Origin of the sequence: Streptomyces sp. NPDC014676, assembly GCF_043084105.1 — a bacterium.
In the GTDB taxonomy this organism is placed as follows: Bacteria; Actinomycetota; Actinomycetes; order Streptomycetales; family Streptomycetaceae; genus Streptomyces.
Genome location: NZ_JBIBZI010000006.1, coordinates 249,817 through 270,353, shown reverse-complemented (window position 1 = coordinate 270,353; position 20,537 = coordinate 249,817). Strand labels below are relative to the sequence as shown.

Annotated in this window: 17 protein-coding genes; 7 read left to right on the top strand and 10 right to left on the bottom strand. The window is 72.3% G+C overall.

The annotated features are described in order from the left end of the window. The first annotated feature begins 3 nt into the window (after nt 1-3). Both ACF1DX_RS19290 and ACF1DX_RS19285 read left to right on the top strand, forming a co-directional pair. Nucleotides 4-2,379, top strand: a complete 2,376-nt coding sequence (locus ACF1DX_RS19290) for a PQQ-binding-like beta-propeller repeat protein (RefSeq protein WP_391792369.1) — start codon at nt 4-6, stop codon at nt 2,377-2,379. A 141-nt stretch (nt 2,380-2,520) separates the two neighbouring features. Continuing rightward, on the top strand, nt 2,521-3,048 hold the full coding sequence (locus ACF1DX_RS19285) for a hypothetical protein (RefSeq protein ID WP_391792368.1): 528 nt from the start codon (nt 2,521-2,523) through the stop codon (nt 3,046-3,048). Nucleotides 3,049-3,694: 646 nt separating this feature from the next. Here the strand turns inward: ACF1DX_RS19285 and ACF1DX_RS19280 are convergent. The 4 genes from ACF1DX_RS19280 to ACF1DX_RS19265 all read right to left on the bottom strand — a co-directional run bounded on the left by ACF1DX_RS19280 (nt 3,695) and on the right by ACF1DX_RS19265 (nt 9,100). Then, nucleotides 3,695-3,877, bottom strand: a complete 183-nt coding sequence (locus ACF1DX_RS19280) for a hypothetical protein (protein ID WP_391792367.1) — start codon at nt 3,875-3,877, stop codon at nt 3,695-3,697. A gap of 211 nt (nt 3,878-4,088) precedes the next feature. Further along, nucleotides 4,089-7,040: a BTAD domain-containing putative transcriptional regulator gene (locus ACF1DX_RS19275; RefSeq protein ID WP_391792366.1), complete on the bottom strand. Its 2,952-nt coding sequence runs from the start codon at nt 7,038-7,040 to the stop codon at nt 4,089-4,091. A 125-nt stretch (nt 7,041-7,165) separates the two neighbouring features. Then, a complete protein-coding gene (locus ACF1DX_RS19270; protein WP_391792365.1) occupies nt 7,166-7,567 on the bottom strand; it encodes a nitroreductase/quinone reductase family protein in 402 nt (133 codons plus the stop codon). 12 nt (nt 7,568-7,579) lie between these two features. Continuing rightward, nucleotides 7,580-9,100 (bottom strand): CehA/McbA family metallohydrolase, encoded by a 1,521-nt coding sequence (locus tag ACF1DX_RS19265; RefSeq protein WP_391792364.1) that lies wholly within the window; start codon nt 9,098-9,100, stop codon nt 7,580-7,582. Between the two features lie 118 nt (nt 9,101-9,218). On the opposite strand from ACF1DX_RS19265, the gene ACF1DX_RS19260 reads away from it, so the two are divergent. The 4 genes from ACF1DX_RS19260 (at nt 9,219) to ACF1DX_RS19245 (ending at nt 13,751) form a co-directional block, all read left to right on the top strand. Beyond that, the gene (locus ACF1DX_RS19260; RefSeq protein WP_391792363.1) at nt 9,219-9,425 is read left to right on the top strand and encodes a hypothetical protein; all 207 of its coding nucleotides are present in this window, start codon (nt 9,219-9,221) and stop codon (nt 9,423-9,425) included. Between the two features lie 104 nt (nt 9,426-9,529). Continuing rightward, nucleotides 9,530-10,396 (top strand): LLM class F420-dependent oxidoreductase, encoded by an 867-nt coding sequence (locus tag ACF1DX_RS19255; RefSeq protein ID WP_391792362.1) that lies wholly within the window; start codon nt 9,530-9,532, stop codon nt 10,394-10,396. Nucleotides 10,397-10,442: 46 nt separating this feature from the next. Then, nucleotides 10,443-13,031 (top strand): bifunctional FO biosynthesis protein CofGH, encoded by a 2,589-nt coding sequence (locus tag ACF1DX_RS19250; protein WP_391792361.1) that lies wholly within the window; start codon nt 10,443-10,445, stop codon nt 13,029-13,031. A gap of 153 nt (nt 13,032-13,184) precedes the next feature. After that, a complete protein-coding gene (locus ACF1DX_RS19245; RefSeq protein WP_391792360.1) occupies nt 13,185-13,751 on the top strand; it encodes a hypothetical protein in 567 nt (188 codons plus the stop codon). Nucleotides 13,752-13,762: 11 nt separating this feature from the next. On the opposite strand, the gene ACF1DX_RS19240 is transcribed toward ACF1DX_RS19245, so the two are convergent. Genes ACF1DX_RS19240 through ACF1DX_RS19225 form a run of 4 tightly spaced genes read right to left on the bottom strand, consistent with a single transcriptional unit; the run spans nt 13,763 to nt 15,254 of the window. Then, nucleotides 13,763-14,161 carry a PIN domain-containing protein gene (locus ACF1DX_RS19240; RefSeq protein ID WP_391792359.1) on the bottom strand — a complete coding sequence of 133 codons (399 nt, stop codon included), beginning with the start codon at nt 14,159-14,161 and terminating at the stop codon, nt 13,763-13,765. Further along, on the bottom strand, nt 14,158-14,439 hold the full coding sequence (locus ACF1DX_RS19235; protein ID WP_391792358.1) for a hypothetical protein: 282 nt from the start codon (nt 14,437-14,439) through the stop codon (nt 14,158-14,160). The genes ACF1DX_RS19240 and ACF1DX_RS19235 overlap by 4 nt, the downstream gene beginning before the upstream one ends. A gap of 43 nt (nt 14,440-14,482) precedes the next feature. Next, nucleotides 14,483-14,719, bottom strand: coding sequence for a hypothetical protein (locus ACF1DX_RS19230; RefSeq protein ID WP_391792357.1), 237 nt, complete (start codon nt 14,717-14,719; stop codon nt 14,483-14,485). A 22-nt stretch (nt 14,720-14,741) separates the two neighbouring features. Next, nucleotides 14,742-15,254 carry a DUF2165 domain-containing protein gene (locus ACF1DX_RS19225; RefSeq protein WP_391792356.1) on the bottom strand — a complete coding sequence of 171 codons (513 nt, stop codon included), beginning with the start codon at nt 15,252-15,254 and terminating at the stop codon, nt 14,742-14,744. A gap of 247 nt (nt 15,255-15,501) precedes the next feature. Here ACF1DX_RS19225 and ACF1DX_RS19220 point away from each other — a divergent pair, with 247 nt between their 5' ends. Continuing rightward, the gene (locus tag ACF1DX_RS19220) at nt 15,502-16,620 is read left to right on the top strand and encodes an ADP-ribosylglycohydrolase family protein (protein ID WP_391792355.1); all 1,119 of its coding nucleotides are present in this window, start codon (nt 15,502-15,504) and stop codon (nt 16,618-16,620) included. A 175-nt stretch (nt 16,621-16,795) separates the two neighbouring features. Here the strand turns inward: ACF1DX_RS19220 and ACF1DX_RS19215 are convergent, their stop codons facing one another. Further along, nucleotides 16,796-18,343, bottom strand: a complete 1,548-nt coding sequence (locus ACF1DX_RS19215; RefSeq protein ID WP_391792354.1) for a sodium:solute symporter family protein — start codon at nt 18,341-18,343, stop codon at nt 16,796-16,798. A gap of 219 nt (nt 18,344-18,562) precedes the next feature. After that, nucleotides 18,563-20,440, bottom strand: a complete 1,878-nt coding sequence (locus ACF1DX_RS19210) for an MFS transporter (RefSeq protein ID WP_391792353.1) — start codon at nt 20,438-20,440, stop codon at nt 18,563-18,565. Nucleotides 20,441-20,537 lie beyond the last annotated feature (97 nt).

Genomic DNA, 20,537 nt, shown 5'->3' with positions numbered 1-20,537 from the left:
CAAGTGGTGGATCAGCTGACACAGCACGATCCGCGGCGTATCGGGCCGTTCGAGGTGCTGGGACGGCTGGGAGCCGGCGGCATGGGGCTGGTCTATCTCGCGCGCTCGGCGTCCGGGCGCCGGGTGGCGATCAAGACGGTCAGGACCGAACTGGCCGAGGACCAGCTCTTCCGGGTCCGCTTCACGCGCGAGGTCGAGGCGGCCCGCGCGGTCTCCGGTTTCTACACGGCGGCCGTCGTGGACGCCGACCCGCGCGCCGCCGTGCCGTGGCTGGCCACCGCGTACGTGCCCGCGCCCTCCCTCGAGGAGATAGTGAACGAGTGCGGGCCGCTCCCGGCGCAGGCGGTGCGCTGGCTCGCGGCGGGCGTCGCGGAGGCGCTCCAGTCGATCCACGGCGCCGGACTGGTCCACCGCGACCTGAAACCCTCCAACGTCCTCGTCGTCGAGGACGGCCCCCGGGTGATCGACTTCGGCATCGCCTCCGGCGTCTCCAACACCCGCCTGACGATGACGAACGTCGCCGTCGGTACCCCCGCCTACATGTCCCCGGAGCAGGCCAAGGACTCCCGCAGCGTCACCGGCGCGAGCGACGTGTTCTCGCTCGGCTCGATGCTGGTCTTCGCCGCCACGGGACATCCGCCGTTCCACGGCGCCAACCCCGTCGAGACCGTCTTCATGCTGCTGCGCGAGGGCCCGGACCTCGACGGACTCCCGGACGAGCTGCGCCCGCTCATCGAAGCCTGCATGCAGATGGAGGCGGCGGCCCGGCCCAACCCGGCCGACCTCCAGGCCCAGCTCGCCCCGCACCTGTTCGGCTCCGGCTCCGACGACAGCGGTACGGCGTCGGCGTGGCTGCCCGAGCGGGCGGTGACCCTGATCGAGACGCGGCGGGGCGGCCGGACGGCGGTCCGGCCCGCGCCCGGAACCGGCCGCAGCGCCGGTGGCGGGGCCCGCCCCCACGTCCCTCCGCCGCCCCGGCACGACCCGGTCGTCCCGCCGCCCCCGTCGATGCCCGCGCCGGTGGGAGCGCCGACGGGCGCCCCCGACACCGGCCCCGTACGGCTGGCGGGCGCGATGGTGCCCATCGGACCCGGCCCGCGCGTCGCCGACATGCGCGCGGCCGCCGTCAAGGCACCCCCGCCGGCCGCCGCCCTGGCCGCCACCTGGTCCAAGCCCCGCCCCGGCGTCAACGGCGCCGACCCGGCCGTACCGGCACCCGCGGCGCCCGCCGCGCCGCCGGACCAGCCCGGCGGCTGGCGCCCGTGGCGCTTCCGCATGTCCAACGACGTCTGGGGCACCCCCGCCGTCGACGGCGACCTCGTCTACGTCACCTCCTTCGAGGTGCACGCCCTCGACGTCGCCACCGGCCGGCGCCGCTTCAAGACCCGCGACGTCGCCTGGTCGATGGCGGTCGCCGACGGCCGCATCCACGCCTCCGACGGACCCACCCTGTTCGCCCTCGACGCCCGCGAGGGCGGCGACCTGTGGCGGCTGTCCACGGACGCCTGGGTGTACTCCCTCAAGGCCGACCGCGGCACCGTCGTCACCGGTACGCGCGGCGGCGGCGTCCAGGCGTGGGAGGCGTCCACCGGCCAGAAGCTGTGGGAGATCACCGGCTGCCAGACCGACTTCGAGTCCCCCGAGGCCGGCCCCGCCCTCCACGAGGGCACGGTCTACGTCTGGCAGGACGCCCGCCTGCGCGCCCTCGACGCCCGCACCGGCGACGAGCGCTGGTCGTACCCCATCGGCGACGCGGCCTCCTGCGGCGGCGTGCCGGTCCGCGTGACGCACGCCCCCGACGGCTACGCCTACGTCTGCGCCGGCACCCGCGTCCTCGCCCTGGAGGTCACCACCGGCCACGTCCGCTGGCACTTCGAGGCCCCGGCGGTCTTCCTCGCCCCGCCCGCCTTCGTCCCCGGCCCGGCGGTCACCGGCGGCGGCCTCTACCTCGCCGACTACCTCGGCACGGTCTACGCCCTCGACGCCACCGACGGCCGCGACCGCTGGCGCATCGCGACCGAGGCGCGCTCCTCGGTCGACCCGGTCCTGGTCGCCGCCGGCCACGTCCACGTGGGCAGCGGCAAGGGCCTGTACACGCTGGACGCGGTCACCGGCACGCCCAAGTGGCGCTTCCAGTCCGGCGGCGAGATCGTGGGCGCGCCCGCGGTCGCCGAGGGCCGCATCCACTTCGGCTCCAGCGACCACCTGCTGTACACGCTCAAGGCCGACGACGGCCGCCTGAGATGGAAGCTGGCGACCGGCGGCGAGATCACCGGCTCCCCGGTGGTCCGGGACGGCGTGGTGTACGCGTGCAGCAAGGACCGCTGCGTGTACGCGCTGGACGCGGAGAAGGGGACGGGGACGGCGCGGACGACGTGAGGCGGTGACTGTGGGGAGGCGGCGGACGACCGCCGCCTCCCACCTCCCCCACGCGGCTCCCGCACCGGTCGCCACGCCGGGTGCGCGACGGTCGCCGGACGGTGACATGCTCGTGACACGAAGATCGATAGCCTGAGGGCCATGAATTCCCGGGGGAACACACTCAAGCTCACAGCCGTCTCGGCACTCGTCGTCCTCACCCTCACCGGTTTCTCGACCGGCCGCGGCCACGGCGGCGGCAGCGGCGACGGGGGCGGGGGCGGCTGCAGCAGCTCCGGCCAGGACCACGACTCGTCGTCGAGCTCGGGGGGCGGTTCGCACCGCGACTACGACGATGACGACGACTACGGTTCCGGCGGCGGCGCGGGGGGCAGCGAGGAGAGCGCCTCGTCGTCCGGGCAGGACGCCGACGTGGACCTGGTGGACTGCGCCTCGGAGGAGACCCCGTACGCCACGGTCGAGGTCACCAACCGGAACGCCGTGGACGGCGTCTTCACCGTCACCGTGAGGTTCGAGGACGCGACCGGCGCGGAGGTCGTCACCCGCTCCCAGGACGTCGCCGTACCGGGAGGCGAGACGGTGCCGGCCAGGGTGAACGTGGGCACCGATGCGGACGTGACCCAAGTGGCCGAGTGCGAGCCGGAGACGTACGCCCCGGCGGCCGCCTGACCCGACGGGGTTCACCGGTGGCCGTGGGGCCACTCGCCCCCGACACTCACGCGGACCCCTCACGAGAGCGGGAGCGGGGGCGTACCGCAGGGGACGCCCACCGACAGGTGGCCGTCGGGCCACTCGCTTCTTTGTCAGTGTCGTGCTTCCGCGGGCCGCGTCAAGGGCGCTCCCTGCGGTCGCGTCGCCTTCGGCGATGGGCCTGCGGCCCACCCTTGACCCGGCCCGCTCCAGCACGGGGGAGAAGCGAGCGAGCGGCCGGAAGAGAAGCGGGGGCCGGGCATGTCGGCGACCTGCCGTCGGCTGGGAGGTGGGGCGGGGTTCGCGGACGCGTCCGCGCCTCGCCTGCACGCCGGGCGGGCTCACCGGTGAGTGCTGGTCGGCCCGCGTCGGGCTGGTGACGGCGCCGGTGATGCCGAGGACCGGGGCGATGGTGGCGAGAACCTTCTTGGTGCGGGTCGCTGTGACTCCTGTGGCGGGAGAGCAGATCCGTACGGGAAGTGAAAGTACGGCGGGCGCAGCCAGTTGTTCGAGTGATTCGAACGGTTCGCGTCAAAGGCTGACCAGAAACCCGCGCGGACACACATCGGCCGCGACGGCTCCCCCTCCGCGCCGCCGCGGCCGATTCCCCGTGCGGGAAGGACGGCTACTTGCCGCCGTCGAGGTCCAGGGCGGGCGGGGCCGGCATGTGGTTGTCCAGCGTCGTGATGTCGACCGGCTCGCTCGGCATGTGGTTGTCGAGCGTTGTGACGGTTTCCTCCCCCGCCGGCGGAGCAGGCATGTGGTTGTCCAGCGGAGTTGCTTCCGTGTCCTTCGTCTTGTCGCTCATGAGGCTTGCTCCTCTGTTGTGGTGCCACGTATGGAACACCCGCCCGACAGCTCCCCCGTGGGCCATCGGGCGGGTGTTCGGGACCGCACATTAACCGGTCGGCCCCTGGTCAGCCGCCTGCCCCCCGACGCGACGGTGTGACACGGAAGAGAATGCCGGACGGAGATAAACGAACGCTGAACGCCCGAACGGCACTGTGTATGCGGGATAGTCACGTCACTGGCGTAAGGAGGGCGCGAACCTCGCTGACCTCGGGAGCACTGTTCTGCTCGAGAAGGGACACGGCTTCACGCCAACAGGCGTTGGCCCGGTCAGCCTGTCCCAAGGCCGACAGCGCTCGCCCGAGGAGAGTCAGGACGTTGCCGCGCATCCGGTCGCCGCCAATGCATCCCAGGGCAAGTGCCTGCTCGGCATGCTGCGCAGCGTGTGATGGCCGTTCAGCGGCCAGATGCACCTCGGCGATGCGGAAGTTCGTCGCTCCTTCCCAAAGGCGCTGTCTGTGGTCGGCGAAGATGCTCACGGCTTCGGAGAACTGGTCGAGCGCTTCGTTATGACGTCCGGCCTTGGCCAGAGCGACGCCCACTGCGAAATGACCGTTGGCGAGTCGCATTGTCCGCCCCATCTCCAGGTACACGGCCAAGCCGTGCCGGGCGATCTCGACAGCCTCGGTGATGTTGCCCATCCCCAGCTGGGCACGGGACAGGTTCGACAACGCGGAGGCCTCACCCGCACGGTTGCCAGTTGCCCGGAACCCCTCGATGGCCTGGTCGAAGAGGGCTTTCCCGGCTGAGTACCGGTGCTGGTGCAGGCAGATGAGTCCCCGGTTGTTGGCCACCCAACTGGAAGCGGCGGCATCCTGCACGGAGTCAGCCAGTTCCATGGCCATCCGAGCTTCTTCCTCCGCCTGTTGAATGCGGCCGGACACCAGAAGTACATCGGTGAGAACCGTCCGCGCCCTTCCTGCGGCGCGCGCGTCGCCCGCGGCATGAGTGGCATCGCACATGGCACGGGCCGTCATCTCGTACTGGTGGGAGTTGGCTCCGGACTCGGTCAAGTCCTTCGCCGCCCACAACAGGTCCACTCCCCGACGCAGTCGGTCCGTCCCGGCGGCCTGCCGGACGGTGGCCAACAGCGGGGAGGCCTCGGTGTACAGCCAGTCCAGTGCTGCCGAGCCGTCGGTGAAGACCAGACCAGGATGCTCCGTTGGCTCCAGTCCGTCCACCAACCGGTCTCCTGGTCGTTCGATGGCGTACACCCCCACTGCCGTGGCCAGGTAAAAGTCCAGAAGGCGGGACAACGCCGCCCCCCGTTCGCTAGGCGGCTGCTCGTCCCTCTCCGCACAAGCACGCGCGTAGAGCCGCACCAGATCGTGGAACCGGTACCGCCCCGGCGCCGCCGACTCCAGCAGGGACGTGTCCACGAGGGACTCCAGCAGGTCCTCCGTGTCCTCCGCCGGCAGGTCCAGGACCGCCGCTGCCGCCGCCAGCGAGATGTCGGGGCCGTCCGCCAGGCCCAGCAGCCGGAATGCCCGCGCCTGGGCGGGCTCCAACTGGCCGTACCCCAGCTCGAAGGTCGCCTTGACCGCCAGGTCGCCCGCCTGGAGTTCGTCGAGGCGGCGGCGTTCGTCGGCGAGCTTCGCCGCCAGGACCGAGACCGTCCACGTCCTCCTCGCCGCCAGCCGCGACGCCGCGATCCTGATCGCCAGCGGCAGGAAGCCGCACGCCGCCACCACGTCCAGGGCCGCCTCGCGCTCCGACCCCACCCGCTCCTCGCCCACGATCTTCGTGAAGAGCGCCAGTGCCTCCTCCGGGGACATCACGTCCAGGTCGACCAGGTGCGCCCCGGCCAGGTCCACCATCCGCACCCGCGACGTCACCAGCGCCGCGCAGCCCGCCGTGCCGGGGAGCAGGGGTCTGACCTGTGCCGCGTCCCGCGCGTTGTCCAGCAGCACCAGGACCTTGCGGCCGTCCAGGACCGAGCGGTACAGCGCCGCCCGCTCCTCCAGCGAGTCCGGGATCGCCGAGTCCGCCGTGCCGAGGGCGCGCAGGAAGGCGCCCAGGACCGTCTCCGGTTCCGCCGACCGGGCGCCGGCGCCCTGGAGGTCGACGTAGAGCTGACCGTCGGGAAAGGCCGGCCGCGCCTCGTGCGCCACGTGCACCGCCAGCGTCGTCTTGCCGACACCGCCGATGCCGGCCAGCGCCGACACGGCCATCACCCGGCCCTCGTCGCCGGACGCCGCCGCGAGGACCTCGCTCAGCTCCCGCACGAAGGACGCGCGTCCCGTGAAGTCCGGCACCGTCGCCGGGAGCTGGGCCGGGCGGACGGGGACCGCCACCGGTTCCGTCATGGGGGCGGAGGGTTCCGCGAGGCCCGGGTCGGCCTGGAGGATGCGCTGCTGGAGGTCCTGCAGATCCGGGCGCGGGTCCACGCCCAGCTCGTCGGCGAGGAGGCGGCGGGTGTCCGCGTACACCGCGAGGGCCTCCGCCTGGCGGCCGCTGCGGTAGAGCGCCAGCATCAGCAGCTCGCGCAGCCGCTCCCGCAGCGGGTGTGCCGCCGTCAGGGCCGTCAGCTCCGAGACGGCCTCCGCGTGGCAGCCCTGTTCCAGGTCCATGTCCAGGCGGGATTCGAGGAGTTGGAGCCGCCATTCCTCCAGGCGGACCCGCTGGGCCTCGGCGTACGGGCCCGGCACCCCGGCCAGCGTCTCGCCGTCCCACAGGGACAGGGCCCGGTTCAGTACGTCCCGCGCGTGGCACAGGTCCCCGGTGTTCCGTGCCTTCTCCGCCTCCGCCGCCAGTTCCTGTGCCGCCGCGAGGTCCAGCGCGCCCTCGTCGAGCCCGCGCACCGCGTAGCCGCCGGACTCGCTGACCAGCACCCCGGGGTCCAGCACCTTCCGCAGCCGGGAGGCGTAGGTGCGCACCGCCGCCAGCGCCTGGGACGGGGGTTCCTCGCCCCACAGGGCGTCGATGAGCTCGGCCGCCGTGGCCGTACGGCCCTCGCGCAGCAACAGGGCGGCGAGCAGGGCACGTTGCTGGGGGCTGCCGGTGGCGACGGGCTCGCCGTCGCGCCAGGCGCGTACCGGGCCGAGCACGCCGAAGCGCAGCGAACCGGGCTCCGTCGAGGAGCCGGAACGCCGCTGCTCCGGTCCTCGCGGCACACTGTCCATGCAGTCCCCCTATGCGTCCTGAACAACTACGCCAGTTTGCCTCGTTCATGGCAGATGCGTCAGCCGTGCGAGACGGCGATCACACGCGGAGCGGCGGGCCGTCACAAGGCCCGCACACTCCGTCCTCAGTCGTCCAGATCCACCCGCACCGTCAGCAGCCCCGCCCCGAAGGCCCGCACGGCGGCGCTGTTGAGGCGGGGCAGGGTGCGCAGCCGGGCCACGGGGTCGTCGTCGGGCAGGAGATGGGCGGTGCCGGTGTGCCAGCGGCCCCGGATACGCACCCGTACCCGGGGATCCGCCTGGATGTTGCGGACGTACTGCGACCGTTCGCCGAACTCCGACACCAGCCAGAACGAGCCGCCCGTCCGGCGCCCGCCCACCGGGGTCCGGCGGGGCAGGCCGGAGACGCGGCCCGTGGTCTCCAGGAGGGTCTGGAGCGGCAGCCGGCGCAGGACGGGATTGATCCGGCGCTGGAAGGCGGTGGCGCTCCGGTACTTGCGTTCGGCGTGTGAGGTCCCGGGAGTCATCGTGCGGTGAGCCTACCGGGGGCCGAGGAAGATCGGGTTGGTGAATCCGGCCAGGGCGCCGGGCAGCGGTCCGGCGGCCGTCTCGTGCCGCAGTTCGGCGCGTACGTAGGCGGCGTACGACGGTGTGGTCCGCCACTCCACCACGCCCGCCCCGGACACCGGCAGCGGGCCCGCGGTGTGCAGCACGCCCTGGTCGGTCACGAACCGGACGGTGCAGCGCGGGGCGCCGGTGACCTCCAGGCGGACGGTGACCGGGGTGTCCCCGTCCACCCGCAGACGCTCGCCGATGCCCGCGTGTCCGCCGCGCCCGCCGGAGGCGGTGAAGCCGAGGGACACCTTGCCGGACTCGGCGACGTACGAGCGCCCCGCGCGGAGGCCGTCCAGGACGGCCTCCCGGGTCAGGTCGTCGGCGAGGACCACGGTCTGCGGGGTGCCGACGACGTCCGGGTCGCGGTGGGCGTCGCTGCTGCCCATCGCCGGGATCCAGTCGCGCCCGTCCCGCCCGTCCCGCACGGACGCCACCAGCATGCCGTCCCAGTCGGCCAGCGCCACCTCGTCGTCGGGGGTGTACGGGCCGTTCCACACCTCCACGGCGTCCGCCTCGCCGAAGCCGAACTTCCAGTTGCAGCCGATGCAGGTGGCGTGCGGATGGGCGGGGACGACCAGGCCGCCGGCGCGGCGGATCCGCCGGGCGAACCGGCCGAAGCGGTTGTCGCGGGCGCGGTAGCGCCAGTCGACGAACGTGCCGGGGTCCGTGCCGATCGCCACCACGTGGCCGTTCCGCGTGGTGACCTCCTCGCCCAGCAGCACCAGCAGGTCGTCACCCGCGGCCTCGGCCCAGTGGGCGTGCGCCGCGTGCGTGTTGTGCTCGCTGCTGTTGATGAAGTCAAGGCCGGCCGCGCGGGCCAGAGCGGCGATCTCGTCGGGGGTGCGGCGGCCGTCGGAGTACCAGGAGTGCAGGTGGCAGTCGCCCCGGTACCAGGCCCGTCCCCGCCCTCCGGCCCGCTCCGGCGGGTACACCGGCCGCACGGTCTCGCCGGGCTCCCCGTAGGTCAGCGTCACGGTGATCTCGTACGACAGTCCCTGGGGGGCGACGGTGTAGGGGCCCAGCGCGATGTGCCAGGTGCCCGCGCGCACCGGGCCGGGGAGGTAGCCGGGGGTGGCGTCGTCGGCGCGGAGGAAGAACTCCGTGCGGGCCCCGCCCGACCAGCCCCGGAAGCCCCGGCCGCCGAGGCCGGTGCCGCGCTCGTCGAAGATGCCGATGTCGAGGGCGTTGCCGGTGGTGCCGGCCGGCACGGCGGGCCGGTCGTAGGTGTAGGCGACCTTGATCTCGCGGACGCCCTCGGGCACCTCGACGGGGACGTACACGAAGTCGGGGGCGCCCGGCGGGAGGGTGCCGCGCACCGTCCTCGTCTCCCGGCCGTCCCGGTCCGCCGCGGAAGCGAAGCTCACGCTTCCCCACGTAAGCGCGGCGGCGGCACCCGTCATGAACACGGCGCGCCGCCCGATCCCGCTCTGATGCTCCTCGCACATGCTGCTGCTCCCCGGTGTCGTCCGATGACAGGGCTTGGGTGGTGCAGGGGTCGGTGCGGTGCAACCTTTGTAGTGATCGGTGAACTGCCGTGTAAGAGAAGGGAATCGACAGCAGGCCATGAGGTTCGCCTGGTTCGTCTGGATCATCCGGCACATCAACGAGTTCGGCTTCGGTCACGGCCTTCTGAAAGGCGCGATCGGAACGGCCGCCGTGCTGCTCACCGCCGTGCTGCTCGGTCTCGCGCTGCGCCGCCACCGGCCGGCCGGCCTGGCCGTCGGCGGTGTCACGGCGGTCGCGGGGATCGGCCGGCTGGCCTTCCACTGAGCGGAGGGGAGGGGAGCCGCAAGGAGGTTCCGACCGGTCGGTATGGACAGGCGGGGCGTGCACGGGTATTGATGGGGGCGTCGTCCGCGTACGAAAGGCCGCTCATGCGCATCGCCGTCACGATCTTCCTCACCGACGAGACGATCACCCCGGTCCGGCTCGCCCGGGAGCTGGAGCAGCGCGGGTTCGCCGGGCTGTATCTGCCGGAGCACACGCACATCCCCGTCGAGCGGACCAGCCCGTACCCGGCGGGCGGGGAACTGCCCCGCGAGTACGGACGCACCCTCGACCCCTTCGTCGCGCTCGGTCAGGCCGCCGCCGTCACCGAGCGGCTGGGGCTCGGCACCGGCATCACGCTCGCCGCGCAGCACGACCCGATCGACCTGGCCAAGCAGGTCGCGACCCTCGACCACCTCTCCGGGGGCCGGTTCACGCTCGGGCTCGGCTTCGGCTGGAACGTGGAGGAGGCCGCCGACCACGGGGTGGAGTGGCGGACCCGGCGCGAGCTGGTGCGGGACCGGATGGGACTGATGCGGGCGTTGTGGGCGGAGGAACCGACGGCGTACGACGGGGAGTTCGGGAGCGTGCGGGCCAGTTTCGCGCACCCCAAGCCGGTGCGGAAGCCGCGCGGTCCGGTGGTCGGGCCGCGCACGCTGGTCGGCGGGGCGGCGGGGCCGAAGCTGTTCGCGCACATCTGCGAGTACGCCGACGGCTGGCTGCCGATCGGCGGACGGGGCCTGACGGAGGCGCTGCCCGCGCTCCGTACCGCCTGGGCCGACGCGGGCCGCGATCCCGGCGCCCTCCAGGTCGTGCCGTACGCCGTCCTGCCCAGCGCGGGCAAGCTGGCGCACTTCGCGGGGCTGGGCATCGAGGAGGTCGTGGTGCAGCTCCCGCCGGAGGGGGAGGCGGGGGTGCTGCGGGCGCTGGACGCGTTCCAGCCGTTCGTGGACGGAGAAGGAGGAGGGCGCTGACGCGGACGGGCAGGGGTCCTGATCACGCCGAACGTATGCTCACAGCATGACGACTTCCGTGACCACCGGAACCGGCGGCCCCACCGAGAACTCCCTGCGGCGCGCCCTCAGACGCGCCCGGGACGGTGTCTCCCTGGACGTCTCCGAGGCGGCGGTCCTGCTCCAGGCGCGCGGAGAGCACCTTCGGGACCTGTCCGCGTCGGCCGCCCGGGTGCGGGACGCGGGGCTTCAGGCGGCGGGGCGGCCCGGTGTCATCACGTACTCGAAGAGCGTCTTCGTACCGCTGACCCGGCTGTGCCGGGACAAGTGCCACTACTGCACGTTCGTCACCGTGCCCGGCAAGCTGCGCCGGGCCGGGCACGGGATGTTCATGTCGCCGGACGAGGTGCTGGACATCGCCCGCAAGGGCGCCGCGCTCGGCTGCAAGGAAGCCCTCATCACCCTGGGCGACAAGCCCGAGGACCGCTGGCCCGAGGCGCGCGAGTGGCTCGACGCGCACGGCTACGACGACACGATCGCGTACGTGCGCGCGATCTCCATCCGGATCCTGGAGGAGACGGGACTCCTCCCGCACCTCAACCCGGGCGTCATGACCTGGACCGACTTCCAGCGCCTCAAGCCGGTCGCGCCGTCGATGGGCATGATGCTGGAGACGACGGCGACCCGCCTGTGGTCCGAGCCCGGCGGCCCGCACCACGGCTCCCCGGACAAGGAGCCGGCCGTGCGGCTGCGGGTCCTCGAGGACGCGGGCCGCTCCTCGGTCCCCTTCACCTCCGGGATCCTCATCGGCATCGGCGAGACGTACGAGGAGCGCGCGGAGTCCCTGTTCGCGCTGCGGAAGATCTCCCGTGCCCACCACGGCATCCAGGAACTGATCATCCAGAACTTCCGCGCCAAGCCGGACACCGCGATGCGCTCCATGCCGGACGCGGAACTCGACGAACTGGTCGCCACGGTCGCCGTCGCCCGGCTGGTCCTCGGCCCGTCCGCCTGCCTCCAGGCGCCGCCGAACCTGGTCGACGCCGAGTACGGGCGGCTGATCGCGGCCGGGATCGACGACTGGGGCGGGGTCTCCCCGCTGACCATCGACCACGTCAACCCCGAGCGCCCCTGGCCGCAGATCGAGGAACTGGCCGAGCACTCCCGGGCGGCCGGCTTCGAGCTGCGCGAACGCCTCTGCGTGTACCCGGAGTTCGTGCGGCGCGGTGAGCCGTGGCTGGACCCGCGGCTGCGTCCGCACGTGGCCGCGCTCGCCGACCCGGAGACGGGACTCGCCCGTCCGGACGCGCTGCCCCGGGGGCTGCCGTGGCAGGAGCCGGACGAGGCGTTCACCGCGTCCGGCCGCACCGACCTGCACCGCACCATCGACACCGAGGGCCGTACCGGCGACCGCCGCGACGACTTCGACGAGGTGTACGGCGACTGGGACGCCCTGCGCGAGGCCGCCGCCCCCGGCATGGTCCCCGAGCGCATCGACACCGACGTCCGCGAGGCCCTGCGCACGGCCGCCGACGACCCGACGAAGCTGACCGACGCGGAGGCGCTGGCGCTGCTGCACGCCGACGGGCCCGCGCTGGACGCGCTGTGCCGGGTCGCGGACGACGTCCGTAGGTCGGCGGTCGGCGACGACGTGACGTACATCGTCACCCGCAACATCAACTTCACCAACGTCTGTTACACCGGCTGCCGTTTCTGCGCCTTCGCGCAGCGCCGTACCGACGCGGACGCCTACACGCTCTCGCTGGACCAGGTCGCCGACCGTGCCCAGCAGGCGTGGGACGTGGGCGCGGTGGAGGTCTGCATGCAGGGCGGCATCCACCCCGACCTGCCCGGCACGGCGTACTTCGACATCGCGAAGACGGTGAAGGAGCGCGTCCCCGGCATGCACGTGCACGCCTTCTCCCCGATGGAGGTCGTCAACGGCGCGACCCGCACCGGCATGTCGATCCGCGAGTGGCTCACGGCGGCGAAGGAAGCCGGCCTGGACACCATCCCCGGCACGGCGGCCGAGATCCTCGACGACGAGGTCCGCTGGATCCTGACCAAGGGCAAACTCCCGGCGGCCACCTGGACCGAGGTGGTCACCACCGCCCACGAGCTGGGCATCCGTTCCTCCTCGACGATGATGTACGGCCATGTCGACCAGCCCCGCCACTGGCTGGGCCACCTGCGCACCCTGGCCGGCATCCAGCAACGGACCGGCGGTTTCACGGAGTTCGTGACCCTTCCCTTCGTGCACACCAACGCCCCCGTCTACCTGGCGGGAATCGCCCGCCCCGGACCGACGGTCCGCGACAACCGCGCGGTCACGGCGATGGCCCGTCTCCTGCTCCACCCGCACATCCCCAACATCCAGACGAGCTGGGTGAAACTGGGCACGGAGGGGGCGGCGGAGATGCTGCGCTCCGGTGCGAACGACCTCGGCGGAACCCTGATGGAAGAGACCATCTCCCGGATGGCGGGCTCCTCCTACGGCTCCTACAAGTCGGTCAAGGACCTGATCGCGGTCGCGGAGGCCGCCGGCCGTCCGGCGAAGCCCCGGACGACCCTGTACGGCGAGGTGCCCGAGGAGCGCCGTCGTGCGGCGGAGGCCTCCGACGGACACCTTCCGGAGCTGCTGCCGGTACTGGACTGACCGGAGCCGCTGCCGGTACTGGACTGAGACGGGCCGGGGAAGCGCGGATCCTGGCAGTAGGATGATCCGACCCGCGTTCGATCGGGACCCGCGGCCTCCGGACCGGAGCCGGTGGCCTTCGATCGGGACCCGTAGCTGAGGAGATGCGTACCGGTGCCTGCCCGACTTCCCTCGTGGGCCTGGGTGACCGGGCTGACCACGGGGGCGATCGCCGCGGTGGTGGTCCTGGCCATCCAGGCGGACCAGGGCACGAAGCCCGTCGCCGCCACGACCCGGCCCAGCGCGTCGGCGACGGCGGACGCGAAACCGTCCGCCGAGCCGGAGGAGAAGAAGCCGGTGGCGGTACCGGACGGTTCGGGCACCGGCCGCCGGATCGTCTACTCCCTCGACCAGAAGCGGGTCTGGCTGGTCGACGCCAGCGACACCCCCCGCCGCTCCTTCGCGGTCTGGCCGGGCACGGTCGCCCCGGACCCCGGCACGTACACGATCGGCGAGCGCACCCCGGCCACCACCGGCAGCGACGGTGTCCCGGTCGAGCACATCATGTACTTCGCCCAGAAGTCCGGTGTCTTCATCGCCTTCTCCAACGCGGTCGACGGCTCCTCGCCCCCACCCGCCGAACCGGGCGCGCAGACGGGCGGCATCCGCATCGCCAAGCCCGACGGCAAGGCCCTGTGGACCTTCGGCGCGGCGGGCACGACGGTCCGGGTCGTCGAGTAGCCGGGGCGGACTCAGACCTTCTCGGCCACCACGCGCGGATGCGCGGCGGTGAGCAGGCCGATGTCCTCCACGTCGGACGTCAGGACGGTCACCCTGCCCGGGTGGTGCAGGGCGGTCGCGCAGAGCATGGCGTCGATGGCGTACTTGTGGCCGTGCAGTCCGGCGGCACGCAGCAGGGCGGCAGCGGACTGCGCGAGTGCCTGGGTGACCGGCTCCACGCGCAGCCGCGAGAGCGTCCATCGCAGCGCGGCATCGTTGATCCTCGGATGGATCACCTCGACCAGGACCGACGCCGAGGTGATCACCGGCAGATCCGCCTCCCGGGCGGCCGTCAGCCACTCGTGCACCTCACGGTCCCGCTGTACGGCCTTGGCCAGCCCTTCACTGTCCAGGACGAGGGCGCCGCTCACGCGGCGGCCCCCGCGCCGGAGCCCTCCCCGGTGAGCCGGGCACGCTTGGCCGCCACGGCGCCCGGGTCCGCGGGCCCGTGGACCTCCTCGAAGGAGGCGATCAACTCGTCCAGCCGATCCCGCTCGATCTGCCGCTGAGCCGCCCTCTCCAGGTACGCCGAGACGCCCCGCTTGCCGACCCGCTCACGGATCGCCTGCAGGGTGCCGGCGGCGAGGGTGATGGAGATGCCGCTGCTGGGGCCGTCGCCGGGAGGGAATTCGGTGTCGTCGTCAGCCATGGCCCCATTATGGCATCGCAAATGCCATAAGTGTGGTGGTCGGTCATTTCTCGAACTCGGCGAGGACGCGCGCTGTCGCGCGCCACTCGACGACGACTCGATGGATATCGGCGTGGGGATCCCGGCCGGGCGCATCGTCCATGGCTCCGAGGAGTTCGGCCGCGAACTCCTCCCGCTCGGCTGCCGACAGATGACGGACCCACGGGAAGGCCGAGGGGATCACGCGCAGGAGGGCCGCGCGAGCCGCCTCCGCGGAGAAGGCGCTCATGGGAAGGGGCACGGGGTGAAGGTACTGCGGCCCCTCAGCGGGCGTCGTGCCTTTCGGTGTGCGTCACCGGCAGGTGGTTGACCAGCAGCACCACCCCGCTGAGGACGAACACCCGCAGCGCCGCGTCCAGGCCGTTCCAGTCCTCCGACTGCCACATCGCGAACCACTCGCCGCCGATCGCCATGAAACCGGCGCCGAACAGGAGCATGACCATCAGCAGGCCGTAGGTGGAGACGCGGCGGGCGTGCGCGTGGTCGGGGCGGGTCCAGAGCCAGGTGCCGTACACCAGGACCAGCGCGGCGGCCGTCTCCCAGACGATGATCGCGACGTACGCGGCGTCCTGCACGCCCTCGTTCGTGATCGCGCGCCACATCAGGTCCTCGTCCTTGAACGTGGTGTCCATCGCGAGGACATGCCGTACGAAGTCCTGGTTCGTCCCGAAGTCCGTGATGTTCCCGAAGGCGACCAGCGCCATGTAGAGGGCGACGGAGGCGGTGAGGAGGGTGGCGGTGAGCTGTAACGCGCCGCGTGAGGTTGTGGTGGGCATGGCGGTTTCTTTCCCCGTACGGCAGCCCGTACCCGGGGAAGCCGGGTCGGAATGGGGCCGGCCGGGACACGGGCGAGGGAACGCGTTCTGTACCGGCGGGCGTGCCGCCGGGTCCTGTTCGCCCCCTTCCGGTCACTCGCTTCACACGCCTCACACCCCGCGTACCGATCCGCCCCCTGAACCGGCCGTCCCCGTTCGATTACAGTGCTGGGCGTCGTACGTACGGACGGTGCCCCGGGAGGACTTGGTGGGCGGTACTGCCGGGCCCGTGTGGGGGCGGCGCGAGCAGCAGGACTTCCGCAGCCGGGTGCGCGGGACGCTGCTCGGGGTCGCCCTCGGGGACGCGCTGGGCGCGCCCGTGGACGGGATGACGGCCGACGGGATACGGCAGGCGCACGGCGCGAAGGGTCTCACCGAGCTCGCCCCCGCCCACGGCCGGCGCGGTGCCGTCACCCACCACACCCAGCTCACCCTCTTCTCCGTGGACGGCCTGATCCGCGCCCAGGTGCGGCGCGACACCGGCGTCTGGCACCCGCCGACCGATCTGCACCGGGCGTATCTGCGCTGGGCCACCACCCAGCGGGACTGGGGCCCGGACGAGCGGCGCGAGGACGACGGCTGGCTGGCGCGCGAGGAGTGGCTGTACGCCCGCCGGGAGCCCGTCCGCACGCTGCTGCTCGGGCTCGGCGACGAGACCATGGGGACGCCGGCGGCGCCCAAGAACCCCGGTGAGGCGGGGCCCGAGGCGGCGGCCCGGTCGGCGCCGTTCGGGCTGCTCGTCGGCTGGGAGCCGCAGCTCGTCGCCCAGCTCGCCGTGGAGTGCGCGGCGCAGACCCACGGCCACCCGGTCGCCTGCCTCGCGGCGGGCGCGTACGCCGTGATCGTGCACGCGCTGGCCCGGGGCGAGAGCCTGGACACGGCGGTGCAGCGGGCGCTCGCGCTGCTGGCCGCGCGGCCGGGGCACCAGCCGGTGTCGGACGCGCTCCAGCACGCGCTGGGTGCGGTCCGGCAGGGGATACCCACCTCGCAGCGGGTCACGGAGCTGGTCGGGAACGCCACCGCCGAGGGGCTGCTGGCCGCCGCGGTGTACTGCGCGCTGGTGGGGGAGGACGTACGGCAGGGGCTGTGCCTGGCCGTGAACCACGACGGGCCCAGTGCCGCCGCCGGGGCGCTGACCGGCGGGCTGCTCGGGGCGCTGCACGGCGAGACGGCCCTCCCGCCGGCCTGGCTGGCCGAGCTGGAGGGCCGTCCCACGATCCTGGAACTCGCCGACGACTTCGCGATGGAGATGACGCAGGGCGCCGCGCTGCACGGGCCGGCGGGCTCGTCGGCGGCGTGGCTGGCACGGTACCCGCGGGGGGCGTGAGCCCGGGCTTTCCCGCTCCCGCCGCCCTTACCCGTCCCATCCCGGGGGCGCTGCCCCCGAACCCCCGCTCCTCAAACGCCGGAGAGGCTAAATTTCAGCCTCTCCGGCGTTTGAGGAGCGGGGTCTGGGGCGGAGCCCCAGGTTCGGGACGGGAAGGGGCGGCGGGGGCGGGAAACTACGCCTGATCCCGCACCGGCGCGGGAGACGGCACCGCGGCCGCCGCCGAGTCGTCGTCCGTGTTGACACGCTCGATGATCGCCAGCCGCTCCGGAGTGTCCTCCGGCTTCACGTAGCCGATCAGGACGTACAGGACCAGCGAGACCGCCAGCGGAATCGACACCTGGTACTCCAGCGGCACCCCGCCGTCGACGGCCCAGTGGATCGGGTAGTTCACCAGCCAGAACGCCAGCAGGCCCAGCGCCCAGCTGGTGAGCGCCGCCGTCGGACCGGAGCGGCGGAACGGCCGCAGCAGGCCCAGCATCATCGGGATGGCGATCGGGCCCATCAGCCCGGCCACCCACTTGATGACGACTGTGATGATGTCCTTGAAGGCCGGCGAGTTGACCTGCGTCGCGACCGCCATGGACAGGCCGAGGAAGACCACCGTGGTGACCCGGGCCGCGATCAGCCCCGACCGGTCGCCCCACAGCCGGGCCTTCTCCGACAGCACCGGCGCCACGTCACGGGTGAAGACGGCCGCGATGGCGTTGGCGTCGGAGGAGCACATGGCCATCGTGTGGGAGAAGAAGCCGACGATGACCAGGCCCAGCAGACCGTGCGGCAGCAGCTGTTCGGTCATCAGGGCGTAGGAGTCGGAGCCGTCCGGCTTCCGGGACTCCACCAGCAGCGGTGACATCCACATCGGGAAGAACAGGATCACCGGCCAGACCAGCCACAGCACCGCCGACAGCCGCGCCGAGCGCTCCGCCTCGCGGGCGTTGGGGGTGGCCATGTAGCGCTGGGCCTGGTTGAGCATGCCGCCGTTGTACTCGAACAGCTTGATGAACAGGAACGCCAGCAGGAAGATCGTGCCGTACGGTCCGACCAGCGGCTCCCCGTGTCCCTGGAGCTCGGGCTCGTCCCACGCCCCGAAGAAGCCGCCGTGGTCGCCGAGTTCGGCCACCACCGCGACGAACATCGCGATGCCGGCGAGGAGCTGGATGATGAACTGGCCGAGTTCGGTCAGCGCGTCCGCCCACAGGCCGCCGATGGTGCAGTAGACCGCCGTGACGACGCCGGTGATGAGGATGCCCTGGTTGAGCGAGACGCCGGTGAACACCGACAGCAGGGTGGCGATGGCCGCCCACTTCGCGCCCACGTCCACGATCTTCAGCAGCATGCCGGACCAGGCCAGCGCCTGCTGCGTCTTCAGGTCGTAGCGGTTCTTCAGGTACTCCAGCGGGGAGGCCACGTGGAGCCGGGAGCGCAGCCGGTTGATCCGCGGGGCGAACAGCTTCGACCCGATGGCGATGCCGAAGGCGATGGGGAACGACCAGGTGACGAAGGACGTGACGCCGTAGGTGTAGGCGATGCCGGCGTAGCCGGTGAACATCACCGCGCTGTACCCCGACATGTGGTGGGAGATGCCGGAGAGCCACCAGGGCATCTTGCCGCCGGCCGTGAAGAAGTCGCTGACGTTGTCCACGCGCTTGTGGGACCAGACGCCGATGCCGACCATCACGGCGAAGTAGCCGATGAGCACCGCCCAGTCGAGACTGTTCATGTCCCCCCTTCCAGGGTCCGCCTTGTGAACTCCACTCAGCTGATCGGCACTTCGCCTGAGCGGGGTAGGGACGAGGAAGGTCGCGAAGTGCCCGCTCATCGTGGGCGGCATGGCGAGAGCACGACAAGAAACCGTCGGGTCAAGAGCGAGTAAAAATGTTCGGCTAGCTGACCTTTGTTCACAGTCATGAACGGGGTCGGAGGGGCGGGGACTCCGGTGTCAGCGCAGCTCGTCCGGGCAGGGCGTACCCCGCTCCCCCCACTTGTACGGAGCCGCCAGGTGGTACGTCCCCGGCCGAGGCGCGAGCAGCGTCGTCCACGTGTCGCCGTTCTCGTCCTCCTCCGTCTCCATCAGGCAGCCGTGGACGTTCTCGTACGTCTTCGGCTCGCCCTCCGGGCGGTCCTCGGACTCCTCCGTCTCCCGCGGAGGGTCCAGCGCCTCGCCCTCGGCGTCGACGAGGCCCAGCCACGGCGAGTACGGGACCCGGATCAGGATCCGGCCCGCCCTCTCCACCCGCAGCGTCCACTCACCCTGCTCGGCCCGCTCCACGACCGTGTTCGGCTCCGCCAGCGGCGTCGGCTCGTCCACCGTGAAGAGCTGCCAGTTCGCGTCGCCCCAGATCTGCTTCAGGTACGGCAGCCCGCGCTGCACCAGCTCCCGCTCCCGCTGACCGCCGTCACCGTCCGGCTCGTCCTTCGACAGCACCACGAAGTGCACGCCCCAGCGCTTCAGCCACTCGCGGTAGTTCGCCGAGTTGAGGGTGTCGTCGTAGAAGAGCGGGTTGCGCTTCATGTCGGCCTGCCGGTTCCAGCCCCGGGCCAGATTGACGTACGGGGCGAGGGCGGACGCCTCACGGTGCGAGCGGGCCGGGACGACCTCCACCCGGCCCCGTCCGGCACCGGCCTCCTGGAGCTCGTTCACCAGCGGCGCCAGCTCGCGCGCCCAGGACGCGCGCGGCGTGGTGTGCACCACGTCGTCGACCGACTTGAAACCGATCCAGCCGGTGAAGCCGGTGATCGCGACGACGATCGCGTACCACTTGCGGGACTTCGGCACCGCGAACGGCAGCGCCGCCACCAGCACCACCCCGCCGAACAGCATCGCCAGCCGGGTCATGTTCGACCCGATCTGCGAGCTGACCAGCCAGACCAGCACGATCCCCAGCCCGTACACCGCGGCCGTGATCCGTACGGTCCTCCACTCCGCGGGGACCAGGACGTACACCAGGACCGAGTACAGCAGCGGCAGGATCACCGAGCCGATGCCCATCGGCTGGGTCCCCGAGAACGGGAACAGCCACGCCGACACCGCCACCACCGCACTCGGCGCGAGACCCAGCGCCCACGCCCCCGGCCGCCGCTTCTGCAGGAACAGCGCCACCGCCACCAGGCCCACGAACAGCCCGGCGACCGGCGAGGCCATGGTGGCCAGCGCCGCCAGCGGGGCCGCGCACAGGGCCTTCGCCCACCGCTTGTAGCGCCAGCGGTACGGCCAGCAGAAGACGACGGCGACCGCGCCGAGCGCGAACATCGTGCCGAGCCCGTACGTCACCCGCCCCGAGGCCGCGTTGCACAGCAGCGCGAACACCCCGGCGAGCGCCGCCCACAGGGGGTTGCGCACGACCCGGCCGCGCATCAGCACCAGCGTCAGCAGCCCCGCCGACACGGTGCCCGCGATCATCATCGTGGTCCGCACCCCGAGGACCGACATCAGATACGGCGACACCACGCTGTACGACACCGGGTGCATCCCGCCGTACCAGGCGAGGTTGTACGCCGAGTCCGGGTGCCGGCCGACGAACTCGGCCCACGCGTCCTGCGCGGCGAGGTCGCCGCCGCTGTTGGCGAACGTGAAGAACCAGACGACGTGCAGCAGGCCGGCGAGAGCGGTGACGGAGAGCACCGGGTGCCGCAGCATGCGGGCGCGCACGGCGAGGACGGCGGTCATGAACGCGCCGGGGGTACCGGAGGTGCCGGGGGTGCCTGGGGCGCCGTCAGTGCCCTCGGGTGTCCGCTGTGTCCCGGTCGGCGGTATTCGCGGGCCGGATTCCGGGTCCGGATCGGCGTCGTCGGCGCGTGTCGGCTCCGCTGTGGCCACCTGAAGGCACTCCCCGTGTCCCGTTCCTTGCCTGTTCCCTGCCCGTTTCGTGACGCTAGCACGCAGCCGGAGGGCCGTCGCCCGGGTGGGCGACGGC